Origin of the sequence: Sporocytophaga myxococcoides, assembly GCF_000775915.1 — a bacterium.
Classification (GTDB): Bacteria; Bacteroidota; Bacteroidia; order Cytophagales; family Cytophagaceae; genus Sporocytophaga; species Sporocytophaga myxococcoides_A.
In genome coordinates this window covers 208,096-231,865 of record NZ_BBLT01000007.1, presented here as the reverse complement: position 1 = coordinate 231,865, position 23,770 = coordinate 208,096, and the positions used below count along the sequence as shown (strand labels likewise).

Sequence of the window (23,770 nt, the reverse complement as noted above, 5' to 3'; positions counted from 1 at the left end):
GGGTAACAATATGTCATAAACCATACGGTTCATACACTGAACGTTAGCTACAGTAACCCTCAGGACACTTTATTGCTTCTAAACGGATGACAAAAAGGAAAAATAAAACAAGTACCTTTTAACACTTTGCTTATATGTACAAATCACTTTTTCTGGCTTTTAATTTATTGCTGACGAAGGCTTCAGCGCAGACGCTACAAATTAAAAATGACACCCGAATTGGCCACCGCAGTTTATATCCTTATACGGTGGAGGTATCAACCAATACTGCTTATGTAGTATTCGACAAACCGGCCATACTCGGCAAAGAGGAGCCTAACGGATGGAATGTATATAAGCTGGATACCAAAAGAAAATTTAACATTACTGCTTCGGCGACAGCTAGAATCGAGGGAATGAACGGGGGGAGAAAGATTATTCTGCTTGGCTCGGGAAAAAGTGGTTCACATCGCAAGGCTATTGTAAGAGATCTTGATGATCTTACCAAAGGAAAGGAAATTATCAGCACCAGGAAATTTTTCAAGAAGGTACTCCGCAACAGCAAGGGGCAGTTCCGGAAGCTGAATATTCAGGCTGCCACTTCGGCAGGCAAGATACTGGTACTCGCCAATGCTCCCGCTTATGGGGCTCACAAGGACAATTACATTATTCTTACTGGGGTTGATTTTTATAAACAGCAGGACCTGCTAGGGCCGAATATCTCAGATATACGCATCCGAAAGTTTCCTTTATACGAGGGTACAGATGCGCTTGCTATTACCGGGTTTACTTATGTACCGCAAAAGAAATTGTTATTATTTACTGCCATAAGAAAGGTATCAGGACTGGAGACGGAATCTTTTATCGGGTGGATCAGTGATTTTGATTCTAAGATAAACGATCTGCAATGGAAGGCCGATAAGATATTCCCTTTACCTGATCTAGCACCAGCATTTGCTTATAAGCGGATCGAAAGCATTGCATTCGAAAGTATAAATAACAATGCTCTTACAATGCGACTCCTTGCTGACGATGGAAAGCTGGGTGCACGATTGTACACGGTAGTTTTGAATCTTCCATAAGGATATTTATTTGTTGATAAATCATATGTCTGTTATGAAATCATTGTTTTCGGTGGGTAACCATATTTTTGCTAAGTCGGTGAGCGCGGAACTGAACTATAATGCAGCAGATAATAAATTGTATGTTGCCCCGAAAACTGGACTGGAATATTATTTTGCTACAGGTCCTTTTGGCATTTGAGCTCGATGCAATGCCGCTGTTTATTCAAATTTTAAGAGTCACTCATTGTACCTCGTTCCAGAGGCCTTCATTCACGTTAGTGGTATTGCAGGTGTAGGTTATGGTTACAACGTACGACTGACCAGAAGCGGGGAATTGAATTTCGAACCGAAGCATCGTTTCTTTGCTTTTCTGAATATTGTGAAGAAAAAGTAAAGTTAGTAGCTTTAGTACAGGAACATAACAACCGAAGAAAAGGCTGAGCGTGGCAAAGGAAAATAAATTAAAATAAAAACCTCTCCCTCCCTCTTGCTCCATGATCTGTCATGGTGACATGGAGCAGCTAGCTATCCTCCAAGACTGCCCCCATAATTCTACCTCGACTGCATAAATACTCCCCACTCCTTTTCGACTTAAACAAAATGTAATCAGGCTAAATCTGTTTGAGGTGTTCTTTACAATTTTGCTCTTGTAAAAAACAATCATTAACTTCTAAAACAGAAAAGCATGAAAGCAATTATTTTCCTTTTAGCCAGTATCATTTTATCGACTGCGAGTTTTGGGCAAAAGCATTCACCAAGGACACTGTTATTTGTCCACGGAGCCTGGGATGGCGGCTGGGACTATGCGAAAGTAGATTCCATCTATAGAACAAAAGGCGATGTAGTTTACCGCCCTACCCTTACAGGACTTGGTGAACGAGTGCATTTATCCAATGCCAATATCAACCTTACCACATACATCACAGATATTGTAAATGTCATAAAGTTTGAAAACCTTCATAATGTTATATTGGTCGGACATAGCTTCGGTGGTATGGTTATTTCCGGTGTAGCAGAACAAATACCGGAACGTATCAGCCAACTTATTTATCTGGATGCAATGGTCCCCAATGATGGTGAAAGTGCCAAAGATGTTTGTGGTGTACTATGGAATCATTTTATCCCGTTTATAAAAGACAGCATGGTGTTATATCCCTTTGGCACAAATAAATCAACGTATCCTACGGATGTTCCGCAACCTTTAAAAACGTATACGGAGCCATTAAAAATAAGTAATCCATTAGTCAAGAATATTCCAACGTCCTTTATCCAAATGACAAAAGACGGTAAAAGCGAAAGTGCTTATAACGCCATGGGATTAAACAAAGCAAAAGAAAGGAACTGGAAAATTTATCCCTTTGAAGGTGGGCATTATTCAATGCGTGAACAGCCGGGAAATTTAGTAAAAAAATTAGAACAAGTTTTAAAGGAGCACTAAGATATGGCAACACCTAAAAGAATAGAAACCATTAGCCAATACCATAAAGTAATGAGGCTGCCTGCTCCCGAACACCCATTAATCAGTTTGATCAATTATGATACCATTCAATTGCCTTGCTTATCTCAGGTTAGTTTGGTATTCGATTTTTACGCAATTTTACTTGATAAAAATTTTAAAGGCAAAATGAAATATGGACAACAACAATGTGATTTTGATGAAGGTGTTTTGTTCTTAATGTCCCCGGGACAAGTATTTGAAGTGGATGTGCAGGAAATGGTCAATCGGTCAGGGTTGTTGCTGCTCGTTCATCCTGATTTCATTTGGAATACAGTACTTGCGAAGACAATCAAGCAATACGAGTTTTTTGATTATTCTGTAAATGAAGCATTGTTTCTTTCTGATAAAGAAGAAACAACCATTGTCAGCATCCTGCAAAGTATAGCTCAGGAATATCAAACGAACATAGATAATTTCAGTCAGTCTGTAATTGTTGCCCAGCTGGAACTACTGCTAACTTATACAGATCGTTTTTATCAACGTCAATTTGTTACACGCAACAAAACGAATCATCAAATTTTAGATCGGTTAGAAGAGTTACTTACAAATTATTTCTATAGCGATGATATAGTAAATAAGGGCTTGCCAACGGTTCAATATGTTGCAGAACAATTAAATGTTTCCCCAAAGTATCTGAGTAATCTGTTACGCATATTGACAGGGCAAAGCACACAGCAGCATATTCACGATAAATTACTTGAAAAGGCAAAGGAAAAACTAACTACCACCAATTTGACGATTAGTGAAATTTCCTATCAATTAGGATTTGAACATATACAATCATTCAGCAAATTATTCAAAACAAAAACAAACCTTTCGCCATTGGAATTCAGGCAGTCGTTTAACTGACATATAAAAGCTCGCATCCGTGGCCTTTCAGGAGAGGATAAGCTTACTGATTTACTTTTATTACTTTCTCTGGTTACATTCATAGATAATCCTGTCTATCTCTTAATCCCATGAATTCCAGTTCAGACAATATTGCCTTTGTGCGCCGTTACTGGATTACTTTTATCTCTTGCTGTTGCTCAAACTGTTGCCCCTTTCCCCTGCTCCATGGCCTCCCCTGACAGGCCATAATTACCCTTCCAGCAAAACCCTTCCTCATAATGAGTTAAAACAAAAGTTAGCTGACCATTATGGAGTTTTTACAAGAGTCCTCATTATAGAGTAACCCTGGCAGGAAACCACAGTAGAATCCACATCATCCCATAAATCCTCTTCGTAGATAATCCTGTCTATCCCTTAATCCCATGAATCCCAGTTCAGACAATATTACCTAGTTAGACAAATGCAGGCGGAATATGAAGGTACTTTTCAAGCAATTAAAACAAAATTTTGAGTTGAGTTATTTTTTCCGGACAGCAAAGAGGGTATTATAACACCAATCCGGAAAGCATTAATAGCCAATCTGTTTTTACCTAATGCACACAAATTGATCAAAAAACGCGAGCAGTTTAGCACGTGAGTAAGCATGACTTCAAATAATATAGAGTCCTATGTCTGTCTGGTATATTATCTTCTATTCAATCTAAAAGACTTGTAAACAAAAAGAAAATATCTTTAAATAATACAACTAATATTACATAGCAAATCCACCTCACAAAATCCTTATTTGCTATAATTCGTAAAATACTAAGCCAACGGAAGTAGTTCTGCCCCAGAATAAATAATCTTAAAATTATACAGATTCAAGAAAGAGAGAGTATTGCACCTGGAGCCATTTTAATATGTCTTTATTTGAAAGAATTATGAAAAGAAATTTGTACTTAGAAAAACTATCCGTTTCTCTTATCTTCCTTTTATTCATGTATTCTGCTACAGCTGAAATACTTGTTGATGGTGTTTACTATAATATAACAAATGCAAATACAGTCGAAGTTACCTGTCGTGGATACGGCAATAATGGAACTGACGGTTGGATGTATTTTACAGCAGAGGAGTTATACAAAGGTAATGTACGTATACCATCAACCATAACCTATAACAATCTTACCTATTCGATAACGGCAATTGGTAATGATGCATTTGCCGGTAGTAAATTACTGAATACTCTAACTCTACCGTCATCAGTGGTAGCTATTGGAAGTGGTGCATTTTCGTTATGTAATAGTTTGTCTTCCATTCAAGTAGAAGAAAATAACATCGTGTTCTTTAGTGAAAACGGGATTCTATATAAAAAGAATCCCGTTTCACTTTTCTATGTGCCACGGAATGTGCAGGGAGATGTGGAGTTGAATAGTGGAATAACAACCATACCAAGTTCCGCCTTTCAATATTGTTCGGGTATCACAAGCGTGACCATTCCGGATAATGTGACCACCATTGCCGACGGCGCATTTAATTCGTGTACGGCACTTACGGAAATAAATTTCTCTAATACTGGGAAACTTACTACTATTGGGGTTCAGGCGTTTGGAAAATGTTCCGAACTTATGCTTGTAAATATCCCGGCTTCGGTAACAACAATAGAAGCAACTGCATTTGCTGATTGCCCCAATTTAACATATCTGCTATTGAACGAAGGTTTGCAGACTATAGGCAAAATGGCTTTTTATGGTTGTGAAAGTATTTCGTTTGTTCAGCTGCCGAGTACTCTACTGTCAATTGGCGACAAGGCGTTTGATTTATGCAAAAATCTGGCTACGGTAAAAAACAAAACCAATTTTGTATTGGAATTACAATCTGAAACCTACGGATGTGTGGCAAAATATGCCACGCAAATTATCAAAGACGATGAGGTTGATTTAGAACCAATAAAAGATAGTATAGCTGCAATAGTCCCTTCAGGTTCACAAGTGTATAGATACGGATATAATGAACTTTCAGAAACAGATAAAGCAATGTATGATTATATACTGGAAACACTTTGTCGTTTTGATGCTAATAAAGCTGCCGGCTCTATTTATCATCGGGTAGATTTTGATTTTGCAGGACAGGGATTTACGACCGACTTAAATTCTTTGATGTATATGCTTACACGCATCTATCGTGATGTTCCCGAGATGTACATTTTAAACTCCATTCCACGTCAGGATGAAGTTACGGGAACGTATTACGGCCGTATTGCGGCCGTACACACCCCTGAATCGTATTTGAACGAGTTGGTTCGTATAGATACAATCTGTAATGAGATTATTGCCAATATTACCGATGGAATGTCAACTCACGAAAAACTTAAGGTGCTTCATGACGGCTTGATTGATTGGACAGATTATGGTGGACTTGCGTCGGCATATTCGGGTAATATAAAAGGTGCTTTTTTAGAGCAAAAAGCTGTTTGCGAAGGTTTATCCCGTGCGTTTCTGCTGCTCTGCCAGAAGGCCGGAATACCTTGCTTGTATGTTTCGGGAAGGCTACACACCAATACCGTAACCGATACGTGGGAAAATCATGCCTGGAATTATGTTCAGGTCGATGGTAAATGGTATCTTGTAGATATAACAACCGATGGCGGATTCCCCGGACAATCCTTCTATACTGCATTTCTGCGTGGACAGGATTATTTTGATGCCAATTATAAATTGACAAATACCGCTGGGGTCAATGAAAATACCAATAACGGCATATATTCCGTCTTACCTAAACTTGCCTCAACTACCTATGAGGAAAAAATAACCGGTACTTTTGACATTGCTGAAAATAGGAATGTAAAAGTTTGGTATAATTCAACTGCCGATCAGGTTTTTGCGGAAATAAAAGATTTTTCAAGTAAGGATTATATTTGTGAAATATATTCATTAGGCGGTCATTTAATTGAAAAGCGAAGAATAGAAAATTCGTTGACGCAAATCGATATGTCAAAGGTAAAAGGCTTGCTCTTTGTGGTAATTACCGAAAACGGGGGAAATTTGTATACAACTAAGGTTTTAAAGTAGGTTCAAGTCTGCGACGAGGGAGAGATAACTTCTGCTTCCGCTGTCTGTTCCCAGACCATAGACAAATTACCAGAATCTTTCCTTTGTCCTCCTTCTGAGCCTGCGAAGAATGAGATCTTTAAAAATAAATAAAATTAAGCTTTCTCGCAGAATGGTGATTTAAATGGAAAATTCCTTTTGTAACTATCAGATCCTTCGCAGGGCTCAGGATGACCAACACGCCTAATATGGTTTACAGAACTGCTCCGTGGCCTTTCAGGAAACCACAGTAAAATTCCACATCATCCAATGAATCCTCTTCGCAGATAATCCTGTCTATCCTATAATCCCACGAATCCCAGTTCAGACAATTTCCTGCTCCAGGCCACGGATGAGAGAATGGCAAAGTTAACCATCCTCTATTTCGCCGCTCTCACTTCCTTCACCTTTGAAACAGGCACAGCACTGGCCTTATTCCCAAAATTGCTCCTTACGTATGTAAGCACATCAGCAATCTGTTGATCATTTAAAACTGATCCGAAAGCTGGCATTGGATTAGAATAATACTCTCCATTGATTTCAATTTCTTCCTCCAACCCATTCAGCAGGATTTTGATCAACTTATCCTGAGGTCCCAGCACATAACTTGTTTTCTTTAGTGGAGGGTTTAATCTGGGAACACCACTCCCATCTGCCTGGTGGCATGAAAGACAATATTCTTCATATATCTTTTTCCCCCTCGTAGCAGACTGCTGAGTATCATTCTGATTGATATGATCTGGAATTGTTGCACCAATAACTATCAAGGCTGAAGACAATATCATTAGTGTTAATTTCATATTTCTAATTTCAATTTCATTAAAAACAACAAAGCGTAGTCAAATATATATAAGACTACGCTTTAGATTCTTATAAACCTTTAAAAGTTTTAAAAGTTACTTTTTCTTAGAAGGTACAATTGGTGTATTCTTCAATATCATCTCATCTCTTATCAAGATACCTGAAGGTGTCAGGTCTGAATCTTCCCACCCCCCTGCACTAAAGCCACCTGGCTTTAATGCAGAAGCTGTTTCGTCTTTGTCAGCAATAGACCAGTTGCACCAGCTGATTTTATATTTATCCATAAAATCAAACCAGATTTTTGTTTCTTCAGGATCATAGCTACCGTTACCACTGGCATGACAAGTACCGAATTCTGTTACAAATAATGCAATCCCTTTATCCATTGCTTTTTTAGCTTCATCTCGCAGCCATTGCTTGTGAGAGCCAGCATAGAAGTGCAGAGTATATACAGAGTTAGTATCTTTAACAGGATCTTCAGCCGCTTCACTCACCATCTGCGACCATTGCCTGGTACCGATTATGATAATGTTATCAGGATCATATTGACGAATGCTCTCAATCACCTTTTCAGCATAAGGTTTAATATCTTTTGACCAGCTTACATAATTTAAAGGCTCATTGTATATTTCATACAGTACATTAGGATACTTTCCATATTTCTTAGCCATATCCGCAAAAAACTTCTTTGCCATATCCGGACTGGTATGCGCTTCATGGCTATGATAGTCAATGATCACATAAATACCGTTTCTGATAGCAGCGTCCACTATGGTCATTACCTTTTCTCTTTCCGAAGCCCTGCTATCCGCGTACCCTCCCATTTCTACTCCCATCGCTGCCCTGATTACAGTGGACTTCCATTTATCCTTAAGAAATTTCACAACATAAGGATTATAATACTGGCTCATCCACTGACTCCAGAAAAGAGACATTCCGCGCAATTGCACTGTGTCTCCATATTGCCCGACAATGTAGTTTCCTTTTACAGAAAGCTGTCCATATTTTTCCACAATATTACTCTGAGCAAAAATGCTTGTATTACAAAGCAAAATTGATAGAACGCAACCAATTAAAGCTAATTTTCTTTTTAATCGCATTTAAATTCTTAATTAATAAAGTTTACCTTATCTAAGTTATAAAAATAGGATGTTATAAATAATCAAAACCTTCTCATTTTTTAAAAGGAATTACATTTTGTAACGGAAAAAGACAATTAATATTCAACCTTTTCAGGATTTGAATAATAACATCTTTAAACTGAGTAAAATAAAAAAGCACAAATGTGTTACCTCCATTTGTGCTTGCTCCATAGTCTGGTGGTTCCTGTTACTTTTTTCCGGAAAGTTTTTGCTCCAGTGCAGCAATTTTTGCCTTATATTCATTTTCAACCTGCTTTGCTTTTTCCTTTTCAAGCTCCAGAGCCTCTTCCATTTCTTTTGCTTTTTGAGAGAGTTCATCCTGAATAGACTGCATTTCTTCCATACTTTGCATTAATTCCTCCTCCTGAGCCTTCATTAGTTCCGCCTTCTCAATTAATTCATCTTCCTGTCTTTTAGAATCTGATATGTCTATAATGATACCATAAACTTTTTGAATTCTTCCATCATGATCCATTACAGGATTATAAAATTCCTGAAGCCAGAAACATTTATTTTCAAGCTTCATTTTTCTTATTTTCACATAAGATTGTCCTTGTTTTAGGTTCTGCCACATTAAAGTACCTTCAGCCTTCTCATCCTCCGTTTCACAAAAACTCATATAATTCTGGCCGACTAAAGTATTTCCAGGAATACCAATAATTTTTTCAATCTGATCATTGATTTTGAGCATGTTTCCATCAATATCATATTCGGTAAGAATAGCAAGGCTGTCAATAGCTGAAAGTAAACTTTTAGACTCTGCTTCTTTGAGTGAAAGCTCTTCCTGGATAGTTTGCATCTCCTCCATGTTTTGCCTTAACTCTTCTTCCTGCGCCCTCATTTCATCTGCTTTTTCAGATAGCAGTAACTCCTGTCGCTTGGTTTCACTTATATCTATAGCAATTTCCAGAATTCTGATAAGATCACCATTCCTGTCAATGATCGGGCTGTAATATTCCTGTAACCAGATAAATCCGCCATCACTCTTGTGTTTTCCTACCTTCGTTACTGATTTCCCTCTTATTATATCCTCCCACATTGCCTTGGCTTCTACCTTTTCTGTCTCTGATTGACAAAAATCGAATAAATTTAATCCGATCAACTCCTCCTCTTGAAGACCAGAAATAACTCTCATTTTATCATTGACTTTCAGAATATCTCCCTGTAAACTATACTCAACTACTACCGCTATAGAATCAAGAGCCGCCAATAAACTTTTGGATTCCGCAGCATGTCTTGCCAGTTCTTCCTGGGTAGCATGCATTTCTTCCATATTTTGCCTCAGCTCCTCTTCCTGCGACTTCATCTCTTCGGAAGCTATCTGTGATGCATGAAGTAGTTTTTGAGTTCTTTCGCTGATTTTTACACTTGATATTGAGGAAGCTATACTTTCACCCAACTTCTCCAAGAACTCTTTATGATGGGCCTTAAACTCTGTAAAAGAAGCAATCTCAAGCATACCATAAACGACATCATTGACTTTGATAGGAACAATGATGATAGCTCTGGGAAGTGCTTCTCCTAATCCGGAAGTTATATTAAGGTAATTTTCAGGTATTTGGGTTAAATAGGTCGTTTCTTTTTCCAAAAAAGACTGTCCTAGGAGCCCTTCTCCTATCTCAACCCTTTTTTGAGCAAACTTTTTCCTGTCATAGGCATAACAGGCCATTAATTCCAGAAACCTATCATTCTCATCTTCATCATTTAAAATAAAGAAGCTACCCTGATTTGCTTTAAGGTAGTTAACAAGATTAGATATGATATTTTCACTTAATATTTTAATATTTTCATTCTTGGTCCTTAAAATATCCGCAAACTTTGCAAGCCCCTCTGTTACCCAGTTTCTCTCACCTTCACGTACCGCAATGAGCTGCATTTGCTCTCTCATACTCAATAATGCATGGATCAGACTATTTTTATCTTCTGCATCACCGGTATATTCAGCATTCAGATCTCCTTTCTCTATATTTTTAATAAAATCTGTAGCACTGACAACATCTTTTCTAAGTTTTTCAATTTGCTCGTGAAGATTTTTTAGGTAATTCCCCTTTACAATTTTGTAGGACATAAGCAAAAATTAAGTAATTAATCATCATCCTATTACGTAAAGGCCACTGGCAGTTTCCTATGATGTAATAAAAAAGGTATTTTTCCATTTAAAGAATTCCAATTAGAATTAAAAGTCTAGGTCAAAAACTGATGGATAAAAAGTTACATTCAAAATGGGAGTAATTAAAAAATGTAATAAAAACCATAAATAAAAAATAAGGTCTTCCTGAACAAATATATCGTATTCACAATCAGTTCAGGAAGACTCTATTATCAGAATATATTTATTCCTTTACTTCAACTGTATACCCCTTATCTCTCAGGCAAGAAGCATATAATTCATTAAATTCATTTTTATCTTTTTTAGATTTTTTATGGCCTCTATAAGCTCCTGCTGCTCCACCAGCAGCTGCTCCCACACCTCCATGGCCTAAAATACCACCGACAATTCCTCCGGCAGCAGCACCAGCACCGGTATTTTTCAAGGTTTTATGTTTAGTGCGGTCAAATTGAGATTCAGTATCTGAATAGCAGTTGTCTTTGTCTTTGCTGATTTGATTTTCTGATCTATATCCGGATGAGGTAATCTCTACATTGTCAGTATTTTTATCCTGAGAAAACCCGGAAAAGGCAGAAAACATTAAGATGACAATCAGGATAAGTCCTTTTTTAAAATTATCCATAAATCCTCCCTAAGTTTTAAATTATCTATTTTTAAAACAAAGACGGAGTTACAACAATTCGATTTCCTGAAGAAAACAGAATTTAATTAAAGTGTCTTGTTTTCTTTTGAATATTCGATCCTCAATGCCTCTATCAAGTCTTTGGCAATTATAATTCCATCTCCTCTCTTTTCGGCTCTGATACAGCACAACTTTAAAATATTGGCTATATTGGCTCCGGTGACATCAAAGCGTTCGGCTATTTTCTCCATTAATATATCGGGATCATAGCTATAGCCTTCTGACAGGCTTTTATACCAAAGATTCAATCTTTCTTCTTTTGTAGGACGTGGGAAATAAACCTTTGCCTGAAACCTTCTTGTCATTGCAGGATCCAGATTCTGATCAAAGTTAGTAGCCAGAATGGTCAGACCTGTAAACTGTTCCATACGTTGAAGCAAATAAGACATTTCCTGATTAGCGTATTTATCATGGGCATCTTTTACAACGCCTCTTTTACCAAATAAAGAATCTGCTTCATCAAAAAACAATATCCAATCTTTCTTCTCTGCCTTATCAAACAAGCGGCTTAAGTTCTTCTCTGTTTCCCCAATATACTTGGAAACAACCATTGACAAGTCGATCTGGAAAACCTGTCTGTTCGTTAATTTGCCGATTAAAGAAGCAGCCATAGTCTTGCCAGTACCGGGAGGACCGTAAAATAAAGCAGGAAATCCATCCTTCACTTTCCCTTGCGGACCTTGTCTTTCAAATATCTTATCTTTAAAATTTACCCAATCTACAATCAACTCCAGTCTCTCTCTTGTAAAATGAGTAACAACAAGGTCATCCCATTCATATCTGGACTTGATTAATTTTGCAGGAAAATTACTATTGAAAGCAGGAAGAGTTTCTCTGTTTCTGGTTAGGTGTGCTACAAATTCAGGGATGAGTTTTAGCTCCAGATTGATTACTCTGTCGCTGTCCGGACCTATTTCTTTAAATATTATGATCTGCTCTTCAATCAGAATATTTTCTTCTATAAAGCGTGTATAAAGCTGTCCTGTAAGGGATGAGTTACTTCCTGCAATCAGATAAATCAACGTCTTTAAGGTTGGGAGAAATTGACAGCAAAAGTTCTCCGCGATGCCTCCAAATTCGTCATACTTTAACCTGAATCCTCGTTCTCTTTCCACAAGTTCTGAAAACACCTCTGGATGATAAGCGGGCGCCAGGGTCATGATGAGTAATATCCTTCCATATGCATCAAGCTCATACCTCTCAATAAACTTTGCATAGGGCGTTTCTTTATGAACTATTACCGGAGGATTCAGGTCCATTGGCAATGAATTCATCTCATCATCATCAAAGTAACTGATCCTCTTTTTTATGAGAAATTTCAGCCACTCCAGTTCCCTTTTTAATACTTCACCATTCTTTCCTATCAGGTCATAATCGATTTTCTCTTTGCCCTTTCCGGTAAATTCATTTATGGGAGCATTCAGAGTCTTATTGAAATCTTTTTCCATCTTAAGCTAAATTCCAATCTGTTTAGGGATTGTTGATTAAGCAACATCCACTTACTAATCTTAATTATTAAAATTAAGTTAAAATTTTAATAATTATGCATTCTATTACTTCCACTCCACATATATGATATTATTCATCCATGGCATTTTAATCATAGCAATAGACCAAGGAAGTTTTTCAACAAGTATGTCATAAGCTTTTTCTTCTACTTTTAATTTCCATCCTTTCGATTCGAGAACAAGTCTTCCTTGTCTCATCAGAAAAGAAGACCGGAAATTATCATTACTTGTTTTCTTCAGGATAGTCCAGTTTTGGATAACCCCTTCCAATAAACCTTCACAGATTTCTATTTCTTCCTGAGTAATTTCTATATCCCGCATCAAAGGAGCAGTGAGGTCTATCCCGCAAATCAGTTTATTCAAAACTAATTCATGCTCTTCTGCACTTGTGTTTTTATTCACCAGATATTGCAATATGTGAGCAGCTTTATGAGATGAATATTCATCTTTAAATACCCTGCCTTCTGTCAGGTTTAGCATCTTAAAAAATCTGGTAAGGTAAGGATGTACCAAAACCAATCCGGCATTACTGATATAAATAGGCTCCCCACTTTCCAATTTTCTGTACTCAAGTTTAAGCTCTTTATGTTCCTTTGCTTTTGCTTCTGTAATCTTAGCGCCGTCTTTTTGATCTGTATTGTCAACGATCTTATTTTCACTTCTTATTTCTTTAATAAGCTCCTCCAAGATTTTGTCATGGCCTTTAATTAGACCTTCTACACTTTCCAGCTTTTCTCCTTTCAAAGCCTTCAATACAGCCTTTTGTTCTCTTGCAGACAAGGATTTAAAATAAGAAATAGCAACTGATGTATATTTCTCAAAGAAAAGAGGAATCAATGTGTTCAGCTTTACCTCACTTGTATTTATAAAGTTATCATCATTTTTGATGTCTTGAGTTTTGATGTTCCTGCCTGACTGTGGAGATGATTTTTTTAATAAAACATTTAAATGATAGACTACACTTTCAGGAGAATTTATCTCTGAGAGTCTTGAAGCAAAATAAACTTCATCATTAGTACCTGATGTAGAAGCAGCAGAATCAGGATTGTCAACTCTGTTAACAGTTTCTTTTGCCAATCCTCGTTCTCCTGACTGCCCTTTCAATTGATCGGTAAATAACTTTAATTCCCCTTCCTGTCCTGCCAATTTGAAAATACTATTCAGTACATCCATTGTAAAAATTTCCATTAGTAAAGATATCTTTATATCTTTATCGGAACTCTCTATAATAGTACGTTTAAAAATTGCATTAAACCAATCCGTATTATTTTGTGCTGTTTTCAGAAGGATGGTCTGAAAGGTCTTTGAATTTCTGGTAAAAGGTTTATTATATAAAACAGGAATATGGCCTATTTCAAAGAACCTTTGAATCAGATTTTTTTCCTGATCAATTACACTTCTTTCAAATTCCGATTCAGTTTTTTTAAGAATATGTAAAATGATCTGCTTCCGCACTTCTCCTGAAAACAGATCCAGGAATTTAATGGTTATCTGCTCTTCCAATGTCCACCCTGCAATCGCAAAACTCTTCTTTAAGAAATCAGGATTTGAAAAACTGAACGCTTTTATAATCCTCTCTACTCTTGTTATAATTTCATTTAAAGTGCCCTTTTCTACAGCAAATATTTCGTTTCTTAAAGATAAAAACTTAGTTAGGATAAATTCATCCTCCTTTTGTTGACCCTCTCTATTCCTATTTTCAAATGAATCGTTTAAAAAAAAAGGATCTTCGTCGTCTTTATTTTCTTTCTTTTCCTTTGCTCTAAAAGCCTTTTCTAAGTCTTTCGATTCCTTTATTTTTCTCTTTAGTTCTAAATCTGAAAAGTCATCCTTTAATAAAATAGCTTTTATACTTTCTGTTAAATCAGGAACATCATGTTTTAATGAATTATTGATAGCATCATCAATTGAGTTATAAAAGGCGAGTATTACATTATGATATTCAGTTGTAGTTTCCTCTGAAACAAAATTCATTAAATCCTCTGTAAACTGAATAGTCTCAAAATTCATCTTCTTCTCAAGGATTACTTCCTTTAGAATAAAAGGCCACACAAGATCTCTGAATTCCGAAAATGTATTTCTTATAATTGGTTTTCTTTTGTATAAAGTAATAATTTCTTTATAAAACCGCTTGAGAAAAACAGGTTCGCCAGTCCAAAGAGTAACCATTTTCCATAAAACTTCATCATCGAACTGACGAATAAGTCTTCTTGCCAAAACCTCATCGGAAGAAATCTTTTCTATATATTTTTTTATTGTGGAAGGGTTATTTTCAATCAGTTCAAGCAATAACTTTTTTACAGAATAGGAAGTATATTCCTGATGTATATTCCAAGGCAAAAATCCATTCTGAAGAAAAAAATCTAATACCTGAAGGTCTGATAACTCTTTAGATAAAAAAGTGACATTTTCCTGGTGATTGCCAGTAAACTGGCCAGATAAGAGTAAGGAGATCTTATCTGAAAGTCGAGATTTTATTTTGTCATATATTTCATTCTCATAATTATTAAAAGAAATTTCTCCTAAATCCAGCGTTAATTTATCTGTACTTAGGAGATACCCTTTAGTAGCTTCACTTAATACCTCATCCGTAAGCCCTACTATTTTTTCTTTTATAAAATCCGCAAACTGAGTCTGAAATTTAAAAGCATTTTCTTCAGAATCATAATTAACATCAAAGACATACTTCTGCACAAAGTGCTTATCTTCAGCCATTACGCTTTACTCATTATTATAGGTCATCAGCAATTCACTTAACTGATAGCTGTATTCATCAAGCAGGTCTTTATCAGGATTCTGCTGACGAAGTTCTTCCATCCAAAGGTAATAAACAGTTTCAAATTCCTGCATCTGTGATGGATGAAGCCAGAAACAATTAAATGAAATATTTGCAGGCTTATTCTCATGAATGGTATCTTCAATGATAGCTCTGAATTCCTTATTGCTGAATCTTGCAGTCCAATTAGGAAGAATAATACTTGCTCTATAGCTAAAGAAGTCTTCAGGGATAATTCTGTCTGTATGAATATTTTTGATATATAGGCCTATCTTTCTCTCAAATGGAGTAATTTCTTCCTGATCTGATATAAACCTGAATAACCTTTCCATTTTTTCGTGAGTAGCTTCTACAGATATATCTGCTTCCATACTTATAAAATGGTACTTGTCATCCGGGGTTTTAAAATGAACTTCAAAATCCTTATCTGCAGTAGTCTCTACAGAATAGTTTGCAAATTCATATAAATGGTTTCTGATATCTTTCAAAATAGCATCTCTCTCTTTGAAAGAATACTGTTCAGCACTTCTTAGAACTGGCTTTCTATATTCATCATAAATCAAAATACCATGATTCTGATCTTTCAAATCAGGCCTTAACAAAATATGTTCAATTATATGAAGCCCTTCACTTTGAATGTTCAGTTTTTTGATGTGGGAAATCAGCTCCATTACAGCAGCAATAGCATCTTTTTCTTCTACAAAGCTTCCCAAGTTATGCCATTTATTATTAGCTCCTTTAAAAGCTATATAATAACTTTCTTCTCCTCCATACGAGTATTTGCCAAGTCTGTAATTATTCAAAGTAATTCCCTCTTTTAAAAATTCAGATGGAATCAATTTACTTTTTACTGGCAAAGTCTGAGTTAAAAGGGAGTTTCTTTTATTCTCTGAAAATTCAGTGATATCAATTTCATCAGTGTCAATAAAATCGAAATATTCTTCTATATATTCCTCGTTTAAGCCATCAGGAAATGCACCTTCTTTATACCAGGTATCTTTTTCGATATCTTCGGCATCATCATTTAATAATTTAACTCCAAAGCTGTTATAATGATCTACAAGAGAATGAGCTTTATATTCTGATACCTGATCGGAATGACTGCCTCCAAGTCCAAGTAATATGGAGATCTTAGCTTCCATTCCCGTTATGTTATCTGTATTAACACTAGATTCCAGATAGTTAAACCCTCTTGCCCTGTTCTTATTAATTGTTGAAAGTGATTTCAAAAGTCTTGTCTTATTCTGGATAAGATGTCTTTCGAACTCACTTTCATTGAAATAAAAATTAAACTGAGAAAGGGAATATTGTGTATATGATTCTCCGTGAATTGCTAACAGGTAATCGAGAAACCTGTTTCTTCTGTCTGTATAGTTATCTTTAACCTTTACAAGTTCTGGTAAACCAAGATAATAATTTAAAGAAGTAGAAAAATGAAGGTCCGTTTCATCAATAAATTCATGTTTCCTTTCTTTTAGCAATGGTTTAACATCAGGAACAGAATCGAGTGTCTGATAAAAATATGTTTGCTTTAAATCTTCTTTTAATGAAAATAACCTTTTAACGTTTGCCAACTGAGAAAGGTAGTTTGCAAGGATTTGCTCATAAATTAACAGAAAACCTTTCAGCTGTTTTGCCTGCGCTTTTCTTTTAGTATCCGCAGAACTAGGCAATCCATACTGACCAATACCATATACAAGAGGAAACTGATTCTGAATAGAAAAATAAGGCTCTACATTCAGTTTTTTTCCTAAAGGAATTGAAATGGTTTCTTCACTTAATCTATAAACCCTTTTATTAGCAGACTGAAGTTCGTTAAGTTTTCTTTTAACAATGTTAAAATCAATTGAAGTATAATTTACTGCCCCTCTGAAAAACTGTATACTGGAGTTACCTTGTGCATCAGTGAGTACAGTAAGAAGTTTAGGCAGCTCATCTTCACTTATTTCAATCTGGTTTTCAAAAATTCTATCACCGACTTTAAGATGAAGGTTCTTTACACTTACCACACCAGGCACTTGCATGATAAATTTAATCACTTCAGATATAAGTATCTTATTTGACTTAGGCTGTAATTCTGAAGTCTTGATAAAACCATGCTTCAATAAAGGTCCATTGAATATTTCATTTAATGTAAACCCTTCCTGCAACAATTCTCCTAAGGAGTAAAACCTTATTTCAGGACTTAAATATTCATCAACTTTAAAATATATATAAGCAAGAATACTTTCCAGGTCTCTGATTCCATCTACTTCTATGTCTGCATAAATACCTACGTCAATCTGATCTAGTATTTTAATCTGTTCAAGATCCTCGCAAATGTTCCTGTTATCACAGAAAACCTTTCTGGTCTTCTCTGAAACGGCAAGTCTGTCCTCTTCAGATTTAATTGCAGGATCAATATCTATAAGAATTTTATAAAGCCCTCGAAATGAACTACCATCATCAAGAATAGGAAGTACCCAGACATTTTTAAGTTCAAATACTTTATCAAATATAAGTTTCCTATAGTCATTTAATGTTAGCGCATTACAAGGAAGTATTGAATGTGCCTTTAAAAAAGTATCATCTTCAGGATCGTTATATAAGTGATCCTGTATATCAAACTGTGTACGATAAGAAAGGTCTGTGATCGCATAGCAAAGTAGTTCTAGAATAGTAACTCCGGGATCATGCTCATTATAATCAGTCCAGAATGCTCCCGTAAGTTTCTGAATTATATTAACACCTTCTGCTCTAAGCAAACCATAATCCAGGCCAGGATTGGTTTCCTTTTCAGAAGAAATAAAAGCAGGTTTTTCCATAACCGGTTATTTTAGCAATTGATCAATATCAAATGAAGCGTCAGAAATCATTGTTTCCGAATTCCCTCTTTTTTTAGATAATTGAGAGTTTGCCTGTTCGTTGAGCTTACCTATCAACTCATAGACTTCAACAAAGGGAAGATTTCCCAAAGCCTTGAATATCTTATTTGCTTCATCAATTGACACTGAAAAATTGATATTTCCCGTATTTTCATTCTCTAGTTTCATGATGCAGGTAAATTATTTTCCGACACTATTATCCATAAACTGATCAAACCAGAGTTTGGAAATAAAATATTGAATATAAAATTCTCCGTCGTAAGTATTACGGGTTCTCATTTCCAGGTTAAAATTGTAAGTTGTACCTGTCCAGCGCAGTTCGATTCTATTACTTCTTACCCCATAATATGCCTGACGTATATCAATCTTACTTTTTGATTTTCCGAAAGCACTTAAAGCAAAAGCATGAATAAGGGCATATCTACCTGTTTTCTTTTTCCCGATTCCTGCAACTATTTCGAGTGCATGACAGCCGTTTAATTCAGTTAGCACAGGATGCCACTTTCCGTCAGCAAGAATTTTTCCTTTGTAAGCATTTCCCTGTCTTCCGGCCATGGCTATAGAACCATTCACATCAAGCTCAAATTCAGGTGAAGGATTGTTTATGCCTACTTTACCAGAATTTGCCAATGTCAATACACTATCACCAACATGGTTATTGAAATTAATATTTCCACTGCCCTGATCAATTTCCAGTCCCCAGGCGGGGCTTTTTTCCTCAATGCTCTTGTAAAAACTGATCAATTTCTTTGATCCACCGATAGGAGAAAGCATTAAGCCGTCTTCCAGCGTCTTAGACATCCCATCGTCAACTTTATTTATCATTGAATCAATTAGGTCAAAGAAGTTGCCTTCCGAAGGTAATTGACCTTTCTTGAAAAAGGTTTTTAAAGAATTTCGATTTTGTAAAGACATAAAATGATATATTCCTTAATTATTAATGTTTTATTCTATAATGAAATCATGACCCAGCTCCAGTGAATCAATACCTGCCTGAAGTGATCGTTCTTCATATTTGTCATTCAGTACTGTAATCTGATGTTCCAGGGCTGGTACAAGAACAGACCATGGTTTGGTCGCCTGCAGAAATGATTTTGCTTCTCCATCTCTCGCAGTATCAATCAATATCCAGTTACCGGCAAAATCACGCGCAGCCTGAACCATAGAGAATTTTGTTATAAAGTCAACATAAGGCAGCGTTCTCATAAAACTTAGAATATCAGAAGTATTTATCTTTCCTCCCAAATGAAGTCTTGAATAACCTTCCTCGTTACTTTTGCTAAGGTATTTCTTCAACTCTTCATTCAGCTTCTGAAGGAAAAAGCCATAATTATACCCATCAGTAAATTTAACACCACAAATAATTTTGATCCTTTCATAATTAGGATTTCTGATCTCTAACTTTACAAACGGACTAACGAATTGCGTAATATAATTTTTAATCTGATACAACAGCTCACTACTTGCCATTGGCTCATTACCATCCAGATTATTACTATTTCTAAATGGAGAAATCACAAGTAAAACACTTCCCGGAGCATCAAGATTGCTGCTTGTCATATTTGGTAAACAGGCAACCTTATATACAGAAGGAAATTTTTCAAGAATAATCCTCTCATAATCCCAGGCCATGATAGCTCTCGATTTGTGCCTCAGGCGCTCTCCTACTCTGGTATAAAATTCTTTATTACCTTCTTTCGGCAGACCGTTATATGATTCTAAAGGCTGAATAATTGATTCAACACCTTCAATATTTTCAACCGATCTTTTTACTGTGAATGCAGGTAATGGCTTTTTAAGATGATTTCCATCAAGATCATATGAATCTGAAAGTGTAGCAGAAATAGCTTGTGTATATACACTAATTGTTTTCGATGCTACTTCAATATTATTAAGAGCACTTGCTCTTACCCAAAATAAGTTAGAATCAAGAATTGTGTTGTTTCTGTTTATTTCGTAAGGTAAATCAATCTGAATGATACCGGTTTTAATAAAGCAGCTTGTATCATCTCTCAATATCTTAGAAGGCTTCAACAAATGCCATTTGTTATTTGCAAGATAGCTCCATTCGATTACCGGAGGATCTTCCTCTGAAGAAATAGTAAATTCATCAAACATCTCAAACAGCATGGATACTGATTGAGGAGGATTGATATTTGAAAATCCTATCAACAAAGAACCATCATGATTGTACTCTGGCAATAGGTAAGTAACCTGAGAGGAATTATCAGGATATACCAATTCTTCCCCAAAAGGATGAATATGATAAATCGCACCTCTTAATTCATTTCCATCCGATCTGTTAGATCTGTCTTTTAGAGATATTACAGATGCAGAGCTATAGTCAAGTGATAAAGATTTAATCTGAGGAGAATATGGAGGATTAGGCATTTTATCCATTTTCTTCTCAACCAGCTGCACAAGGCTAGATCTAGAATTTCTAATTGCCGTTTCTGAAAGAACAGCAGGATAAACTGTGTGAGCAAATGCTGTTTCAGGAGCTGATAATTCAATTTTTAAAAATCCTCTTTGTGAAGTACTGGTGTAAAGAGAATTCAATTCTATTCCGGCAAAATCAGGAGATTGTTTAATCCTGTTTATTTCTACAGAATGAATTAATGTTTGTTCATCCAGTTCTGATTTTGCGTTAATTAATTCCCCTTTGGGATCGCCTTCTGATCTGAATAATTTAAATGATTGTTGTTCCTTTGCCGATGGTCTCCACCTTCCGTTTTCCAGAATTGAAATCTTGGCTTCAAAAGACGTGTTATCAATATTTATCCCATAATCCTCATAGTGTCCGAAAAATCCGCTTTTATTTCTGGGAAGATCGAACCACTCAATATTGACATTTAAAGAGTCCAGACTCTTCCTGAAAATCTCATTATTCCCGACAACAAGATAAGAACCAACATTTGGCATTGGTCCGAATGGATAAAAAGGACTGTCAGGGCTAAGCTGTCCCATATTGTTATATAGAACAAGATCCTTTACACCTGTTACATTAACTTTGATATCCACTTCTTCAAGTATCAGGTCTTTGAGAAGTGAATAAGGATATATATAAGTATCGCTATTTAAGCCTATTTTAATCAACGGCGCTTTAGAGGAATATATTCCTCTGTGAACACCTGGATTGTACTTAACAATAGCAGGATCGGACTCGTCCAGGTCAAATCTAATTACTAGAGAAAAAGAATCTACCTCCCTTGAAATCACATATTTTCTAACCCTGAACCAGCCATCCGGAACAGTAATGTCCAGCTGAAATGCATCTAGAAAGCTTTTTATAAAGATTTCACTTTCTGTACTTTTTTCAACATGAGCAATGTCTTCAAGCTTCTGAATCAAACCTTGAAACTTTTCAGGAAGAAACTGAAGCTTCAATGAAATTTCTCTATACCCCTCTTTCAAAAACAATACGGGTGATGCTATAACAAAACCAATGCTGGCATTTCCCATTGTTTTCTCAAGCTCACCTTTTCCATCCTGACTTTCACCAAAAGTCGCAAATGACTTGCGAGGAAAATTATCCTCAGCTTTTCTTGTTAATGCTTTAATGTCGGAGTCTGCTGAAAGAATATTTTTAAATAATACTTTTTCTACCCCTCTTACATTCAAAGATTTTTTCTCAATAAAGATTGAACGAAGACGCTCAATTTTAGCTTTATTTATCAGCAAAGGATAATCAGCTGTATATAAAACTTCCTTTCCACTATCATCTTCTTTACCAATAAATACAGTTCCTTTCTTAACTTGAGCTACAACAGAAGTGTCATATGTTTTAAACGAAAGATAAACCTTATCTCTTATAGCATTTTTAGGTGATTGCTGAAGAGCTACTTTATAATAAAAATCAAGGTGTCTTTTAGAAATATTATTGATTTCACCCTGAGCATGCTGAAACAGTTTTAAGAATGCCAGAAATAAAGAAACTTCTGGATAATGGGTATCTGTTCTAAGAGATTCCTGGAGATAATCCGGAGCCTTCATTTTCAGATATAACAAAGTTTCATAAAATGCCTGAAAACTTAGTTGAAGCTGTTCTGAAATAATGCCACTCTCCTTTTTAAATGAAATAATATCCTTCTTCTGGTTATTATCCTGCAATGAGTCTTTAATTCCCCATATATCATCAAACCTATGGTAATTGAAAACCATTGTTTCATCTTCACTTAAAAATCCATTAAGATTGCGTTGTTGCTCAACAAGAATTTTTAAGGACACATTTAACTTACTGGAAATAGCGCTTGAAATTTCATTTCTGATTTTCAACTCTTCACCGGAAAATGCTTCAACGGCTTTAAGTCTGCCCAACCAGATCTGGAAGCGAAGCGCCAGATCAAAAACTTCTTTAAAGCATTTTTTAAAGTAAAAGAACTTTTTTTCAGGTCTTTTAAAAAGGATGGCCTTATTAAGATTGTTCTTAAAATTTATTTCTATTCCTGATGGATTAGAATCTATAATGGTAGCCAGAATTACTGTTTCATCTGTCAGGAATTCGGACCAATCACCTTCTACTTTATTCTTTAAATTATAAAAATTGATAAGTCTTGAAAAACCTGAAGAAAAAACCAACAGATCCTCAAATGAACGCTCATCAATTTTAACATAATTAAAATCCAAGGCAGGAAATGCCCTGCTTTCCTGTGAAGTACCGGCACTTGTAAGTCTTATAAATTTATTACCTTCCATGCTTTGGTTTGGTCAGATCAAAAAGTATTCACTGCCCTGAAGCGGGCTTCATTACCTTCTAGAATATAATATGGATATACCATGTTACTTCTTTTATTTGTCTTTCTAATAGTATATTGTACATCAATCAGCAACAATCCATCATTTGTTTTATCCTGACTGATGTCAATTTCATTCAAAATGATTCTTGGTTCAAAATAAAGAATGGCATTTTCAATCATTCCTTTCATCTCAGTAATCAGAGAGCTATCAATAGACTCAAAAATCATTTTGTTCAGGTCACATCCATATTCCGGAAGCATTGTTCTTTCACCTGGTTTGGTAGACAATAGAATAAAAAGACTTTCTCTGATATCTTCTTCTTCTGAAACAAGCATTATACTTCCAGAGGTTTTATCAAAAGTTGGAGGAAACTTCCATCCAACACCCAAAAATGTTTTTTTATGCTTCATATTAACCTCCGATCATTACAGTTGGACAACCTAAAACTATAGACCCACCATGCGCTGTTGAATCACCCATTCTGGCAGCTGGCATACCTCCGATCAAGACTGTTGCAGACCCTTTAACAATACTATCCGGAGGACCTACACATGTACACATGTCGCCTAATCTTGCAGCAGGCATCCCACCTATTAATACAGTCATACACCCAGGTGGCATTACAGGACCTCCAACATGAGGGATAGGTGGGGTACCTGGCGTCATCATAGGGCAAGTATGCATATCTCCTGCTCTGGCTGCTAAAGGCATTT

The 23,770-nt window shown here is 35.9% G+C and carries 17 protein-coding genes; 5 read left to right on the top strand and 12 right to left on the bottom strand.

The window, feature by feature from the left end:
• The first annotated feature begins 134 nt into the window (after positions 1-134).
• The 5 genes from MYP_RS17215 (at position 135) to MYP_RS17200 (ending at position 6,419) form a co-directional block, all read left to right on the top strand.
• The gene (locus MYP_RS17215; RefSeq protein WP_045466040.1) at positions 135-1,061 is read left to right on the top strand and encodes a DUF6910 family protein; all 927 of its coding nucleotides are present in this window, start codon (positions 135-137) and stop codon (positions 1,059-1,061) included.
• A 226-nt stretch (positions 1,062-1,287) separates the two neighbouring features.
• Complete coding sequence (locus MYP_RS26170; protein WP_156140698.1) at positions 1,288-1,437, top strand: hypothetical protein; 150 nt, start codon at positions 1,288-1,290, stop codon at positions 1,435-1,437.
• A 291-nt stretch (positions 1,438-1,728) separates the two neighbouring features.
• On the top strand, positions 1,729-2,481 hold the full coding sequence (locus MYP_RS17210) for an alpha/beta fold hydrolase (protein ID WP_052430299.1): 753 nt from the start codon (positions 1,729-1,731) through the stop codon (positions 2,479-2,481).
• Between the two features lie 3 nt (positions 2,482-2,484).
• Positions 2,485-3,390, top strand: coding sequence for a helix-turn-helix domain-containing protein (locus tag MYP_RS17205; protein WP_045466037.1), 906 nt, complete (start codon positions 2,485-2,487; stop codon positions 3,388-3,390).
• Positions 3,391-4,292: 902 nt separating this feature from the next.
• On the top strand, positions 4,293-6,419 hold the full coding sequence (locus MYP_RS17200) for a leucine-rich repeat domain-containing protein (protein ID WP_197060111.1): 2,127 nt from the start codon (positions 4,293-4,295) through the stop codon (positions 6,417-6,419).
• Between the two features lie 398 nt (positions 6,420-6,817).
• On the opposite strand, the gene MYP_RS17195 is transcribed toward MYP_RS17200, so the two are convergent.
• The 12 genes from MYP_RS17195 to MYP_RS17140 all read right to left on the bottom strand — a co-directional run bounded on the left by MYP_RS17195 (position 6,818) and on the right by MYP_RS17140 (position 23,768).
• Positions 6,818-7,237, bottom strand: coding sequence for a c-type cytochrome (locus tag MYP_RS17195; RefSeq protein ID WP_081990563.1), 420 nt, complete (start codon positions 7,235-7,237; stop codon positions 6,818-6,820).
• 96 nt (positions 7,238-7,333) lie between these two features.
• Entirely contained in the window at positions 7,334-8,251 is a 918-nt protein-coding gene (locus MYP_RS17190) for a glycoside hydrolase family 5 protein (protein WP_231570066.1), read from the bottom strand.
• A 316-nt stretch (positions 8,252-8,567) separates the two neighbouring features.
• Positions 8,568-10,448 (bottom strand): PAS domain S-box protein, encoded by a 1,881-nt coding sequence (locus tag MYP_RS25300; RefSeq protein WP_052430297.1) that lies wholly within the window; start codon positions 10,446-10,448, stop codon positions 8,568-8,570.
• A gap of 265 nt (positions 10,449-10,713) precedes the next feature.
• Entirely contained in the window at positions 10,714-11,112 is a 399-nt protein-coding gene (locus tag MYP_RS25295; protein ID WP_052430296.1) for a hypothetical protein, read from the bottom strand.
• Between the two features lie 86 nt (positions 11,113-11,198).
• Complete coding sequence (locus MYP_RS17175) at positions 11,199-12,620, bottom strand: ATP-binding protein (protein ID WP_081990562.1); 1,422 nt, start codon at positions 12,618-12,620, stop codon at positions 11,199-11,201.
• A 105-nt stretch (positions 12,621-12,725) separates the two neighbouring features.
• Positions 12,726-15,395, bottom strand: a complete 2,670-nt coding sequence (locus MYP_RS25290; RefSeq protein ID WP_052430295.1) for a contractile injection system tape measure protein — start codon at positions 15,393-15,395, stop codon at positions 12,726-12,728.
• A gap of 6 nt (positions 15,396-15,401) precedes the next feature.
• Positions 15,402-18,260 (bottom strand): hypothetical protein, encoded by a 2,859-nt coding sequence (locus MYP_RS17165; RefSeq protein WP_045466031.1) that lies wholly within the window; start codon positions 18,258-18,260, stop codon positions 15,402-15,404.
• A 6-nt stretch (positions 18,261-18,266) separates the two neighbouring features.
• A complete protein-coding gene (locus MYP_RS17160) occupies positions 18,267-18,488 on the bottom strand; it encodes a hypothetical protein (protein ID WP_045466029.1) in 222 nt (73 codons plus the stop codon).
• A gap of 12 nt (positions 18,489-18,500) precedes the next feature.
• Entirely contained in the window at positions 18,501-19,235 is a 735-nt protein-coding gene (locus tag MYP_RS17155) for a hypothetical protein (protein WP_045466027.1), read from the bottom strand.
• A gap of 30 nt (positions 19,236-19,265) precedes the next feature.
• Positions 19,266-23,015 carry a baseplate J/gp47 family protein gene (locus tag MYP_RS17150; RefSeq protein WP_045466025.1) on the bottom strand — a complete coding sequence of 1,250 codons (3,750 nt, stop codon included), beginning with the start codon at positions 23,013-23,015 and terminating at the stop codon, positions 19,266-19,268.
• A gap of 17 nt (positions 23,016-23,032) precedes the next feature.
• Positions 23,033-23,467 (bottom strand): GPW/gp25 family protein, encoded by a 435-nt coding sequence (locus MYP_RS17145; protein ID WP_045466023.1) that lies wholly within the window; start codon positions 23,465-23,467, stop codon positions 23,033-23,035.
• A 1-nt stretch (position 23,468) separates the two neighbouring features.
• Positions 23,469-23,768 carry a PAAR domain-containing protein gene (locus MYP_RS17140; protein ID WP_045466021.1) on the bottom strand — a complete coding sequence of 100 codons (300 nt, stop codon included), beginning with the start codon at positions 23,766-23,768 and terminating at the stop codon, positions 23,469-23,471.
• Between the last annotated feature and the right edge of the window lie 2 nt (positions 23,769-23,770).

Bases quoted from the DNA above. Each gene is read 5' to 3' on its own strand.
- MYP_RS17195 (WP_081990563.1), bottom strand. From the start codon at position 7,237: ATGAAATTAACACTAATGATATTGTCTTCAGCCTTGATAGTTATTGGT.
- MYP_RS25290 (WP_052430295.1), bottom strand. From the start codon at position 15,395: ATGGCTGAAGATAAGCACTTTGTGCAGAAGTATGTCTTTGATGTTAAT.
- MYP_RS25300 (WP_052430297.1), bottom strand. From the start codon at position 10,448: ATGTCCTACAAAATTGTAAAGGGGAATTACCTAAAAAATCTTCACGAG.
- MYP_RS17165 (WP_045466031.1), bottom strand. From the start codon at position 18,260: ATGGAAAAACCTGCTTTTATTTCTTCTGAAAAGGAAACCAATCCTGGC.
- MYP_RS17210 (WP_052430299.1), top strand. From the start codon at position 1,729: ATGAAAGCAATTATTTTCCTTTTAGCCAGTATCATTTTATCGACTGCG.
- MYP_RS17215 (WP_045466040.1), top strand. From the start codon at position 135: ATGTACAAATCACTTTTTCTGGCTTTTAATTTATTGCTGACGAAGGCT.
- MYP_RS17140 (WP_045466021.1), bottom strand. From the start codon at position 23,768: ATGCCTTTAGCAGCCAGAGCAGGAGATATGCATACTTGCCCTATGATG.
- MYP_RS17150 (WP_045466025.1), bottom strand. From the start codon at position 23,015: ATGGAAGGTAATAAATTTATAAGACTTACAAGTGCCGGTACTTCACAG.
- MYP_RS25295 (WP_052430296.1), bottom strand. From the start codon at position 11,112: ATGGATAATTTTAAAAAAGGACTTATCCTGATTGTCATCTTAATGTTT.
- MYP_RS17155 (WP_045466027.1), bottom strand. From the start codon at position 19,235: ATGTCTTTACAAAATCGAAATTCTTTAAAAACCTTTTTCAAGAAAGGT.
- MYP_RS17160 (WP_045466029.1), bottom strand. From the start codon at position 18,488: ATGAAACTAGAGAATGAAAATACGGGAAATATCAATTTTTCAGTGTCA.
- MYP_RS17175 (WP_081990562.1), bottom strand. From the start codon at position 12,620: ATGGAAAAAGATTTCAATAAGACTCTGAATGCTCCCATAAATGAATTT.
- MYP_RS17205 (WP_045466037.1), top strand. From the start codon at position 2,485: ATGGCAACACCTAAAAGAATAGAAACCATTAGCCAATACCATAAAGTA.
- MYP_RS17145 (WP_045466023.1), bottom strand. From the start codon at position 23,467: ATGAAGCATAAAAAAACATTTTTGGGTGTTGGATGGAAGTTTCCTCCA.
- MYP_RS17200 (WP_197060111.1), top strand. From the start codon at position 4,293: ATGAAAAGAAATTTGTACTTAGAAAAACTATCCGTTTCTCTTATCTTC.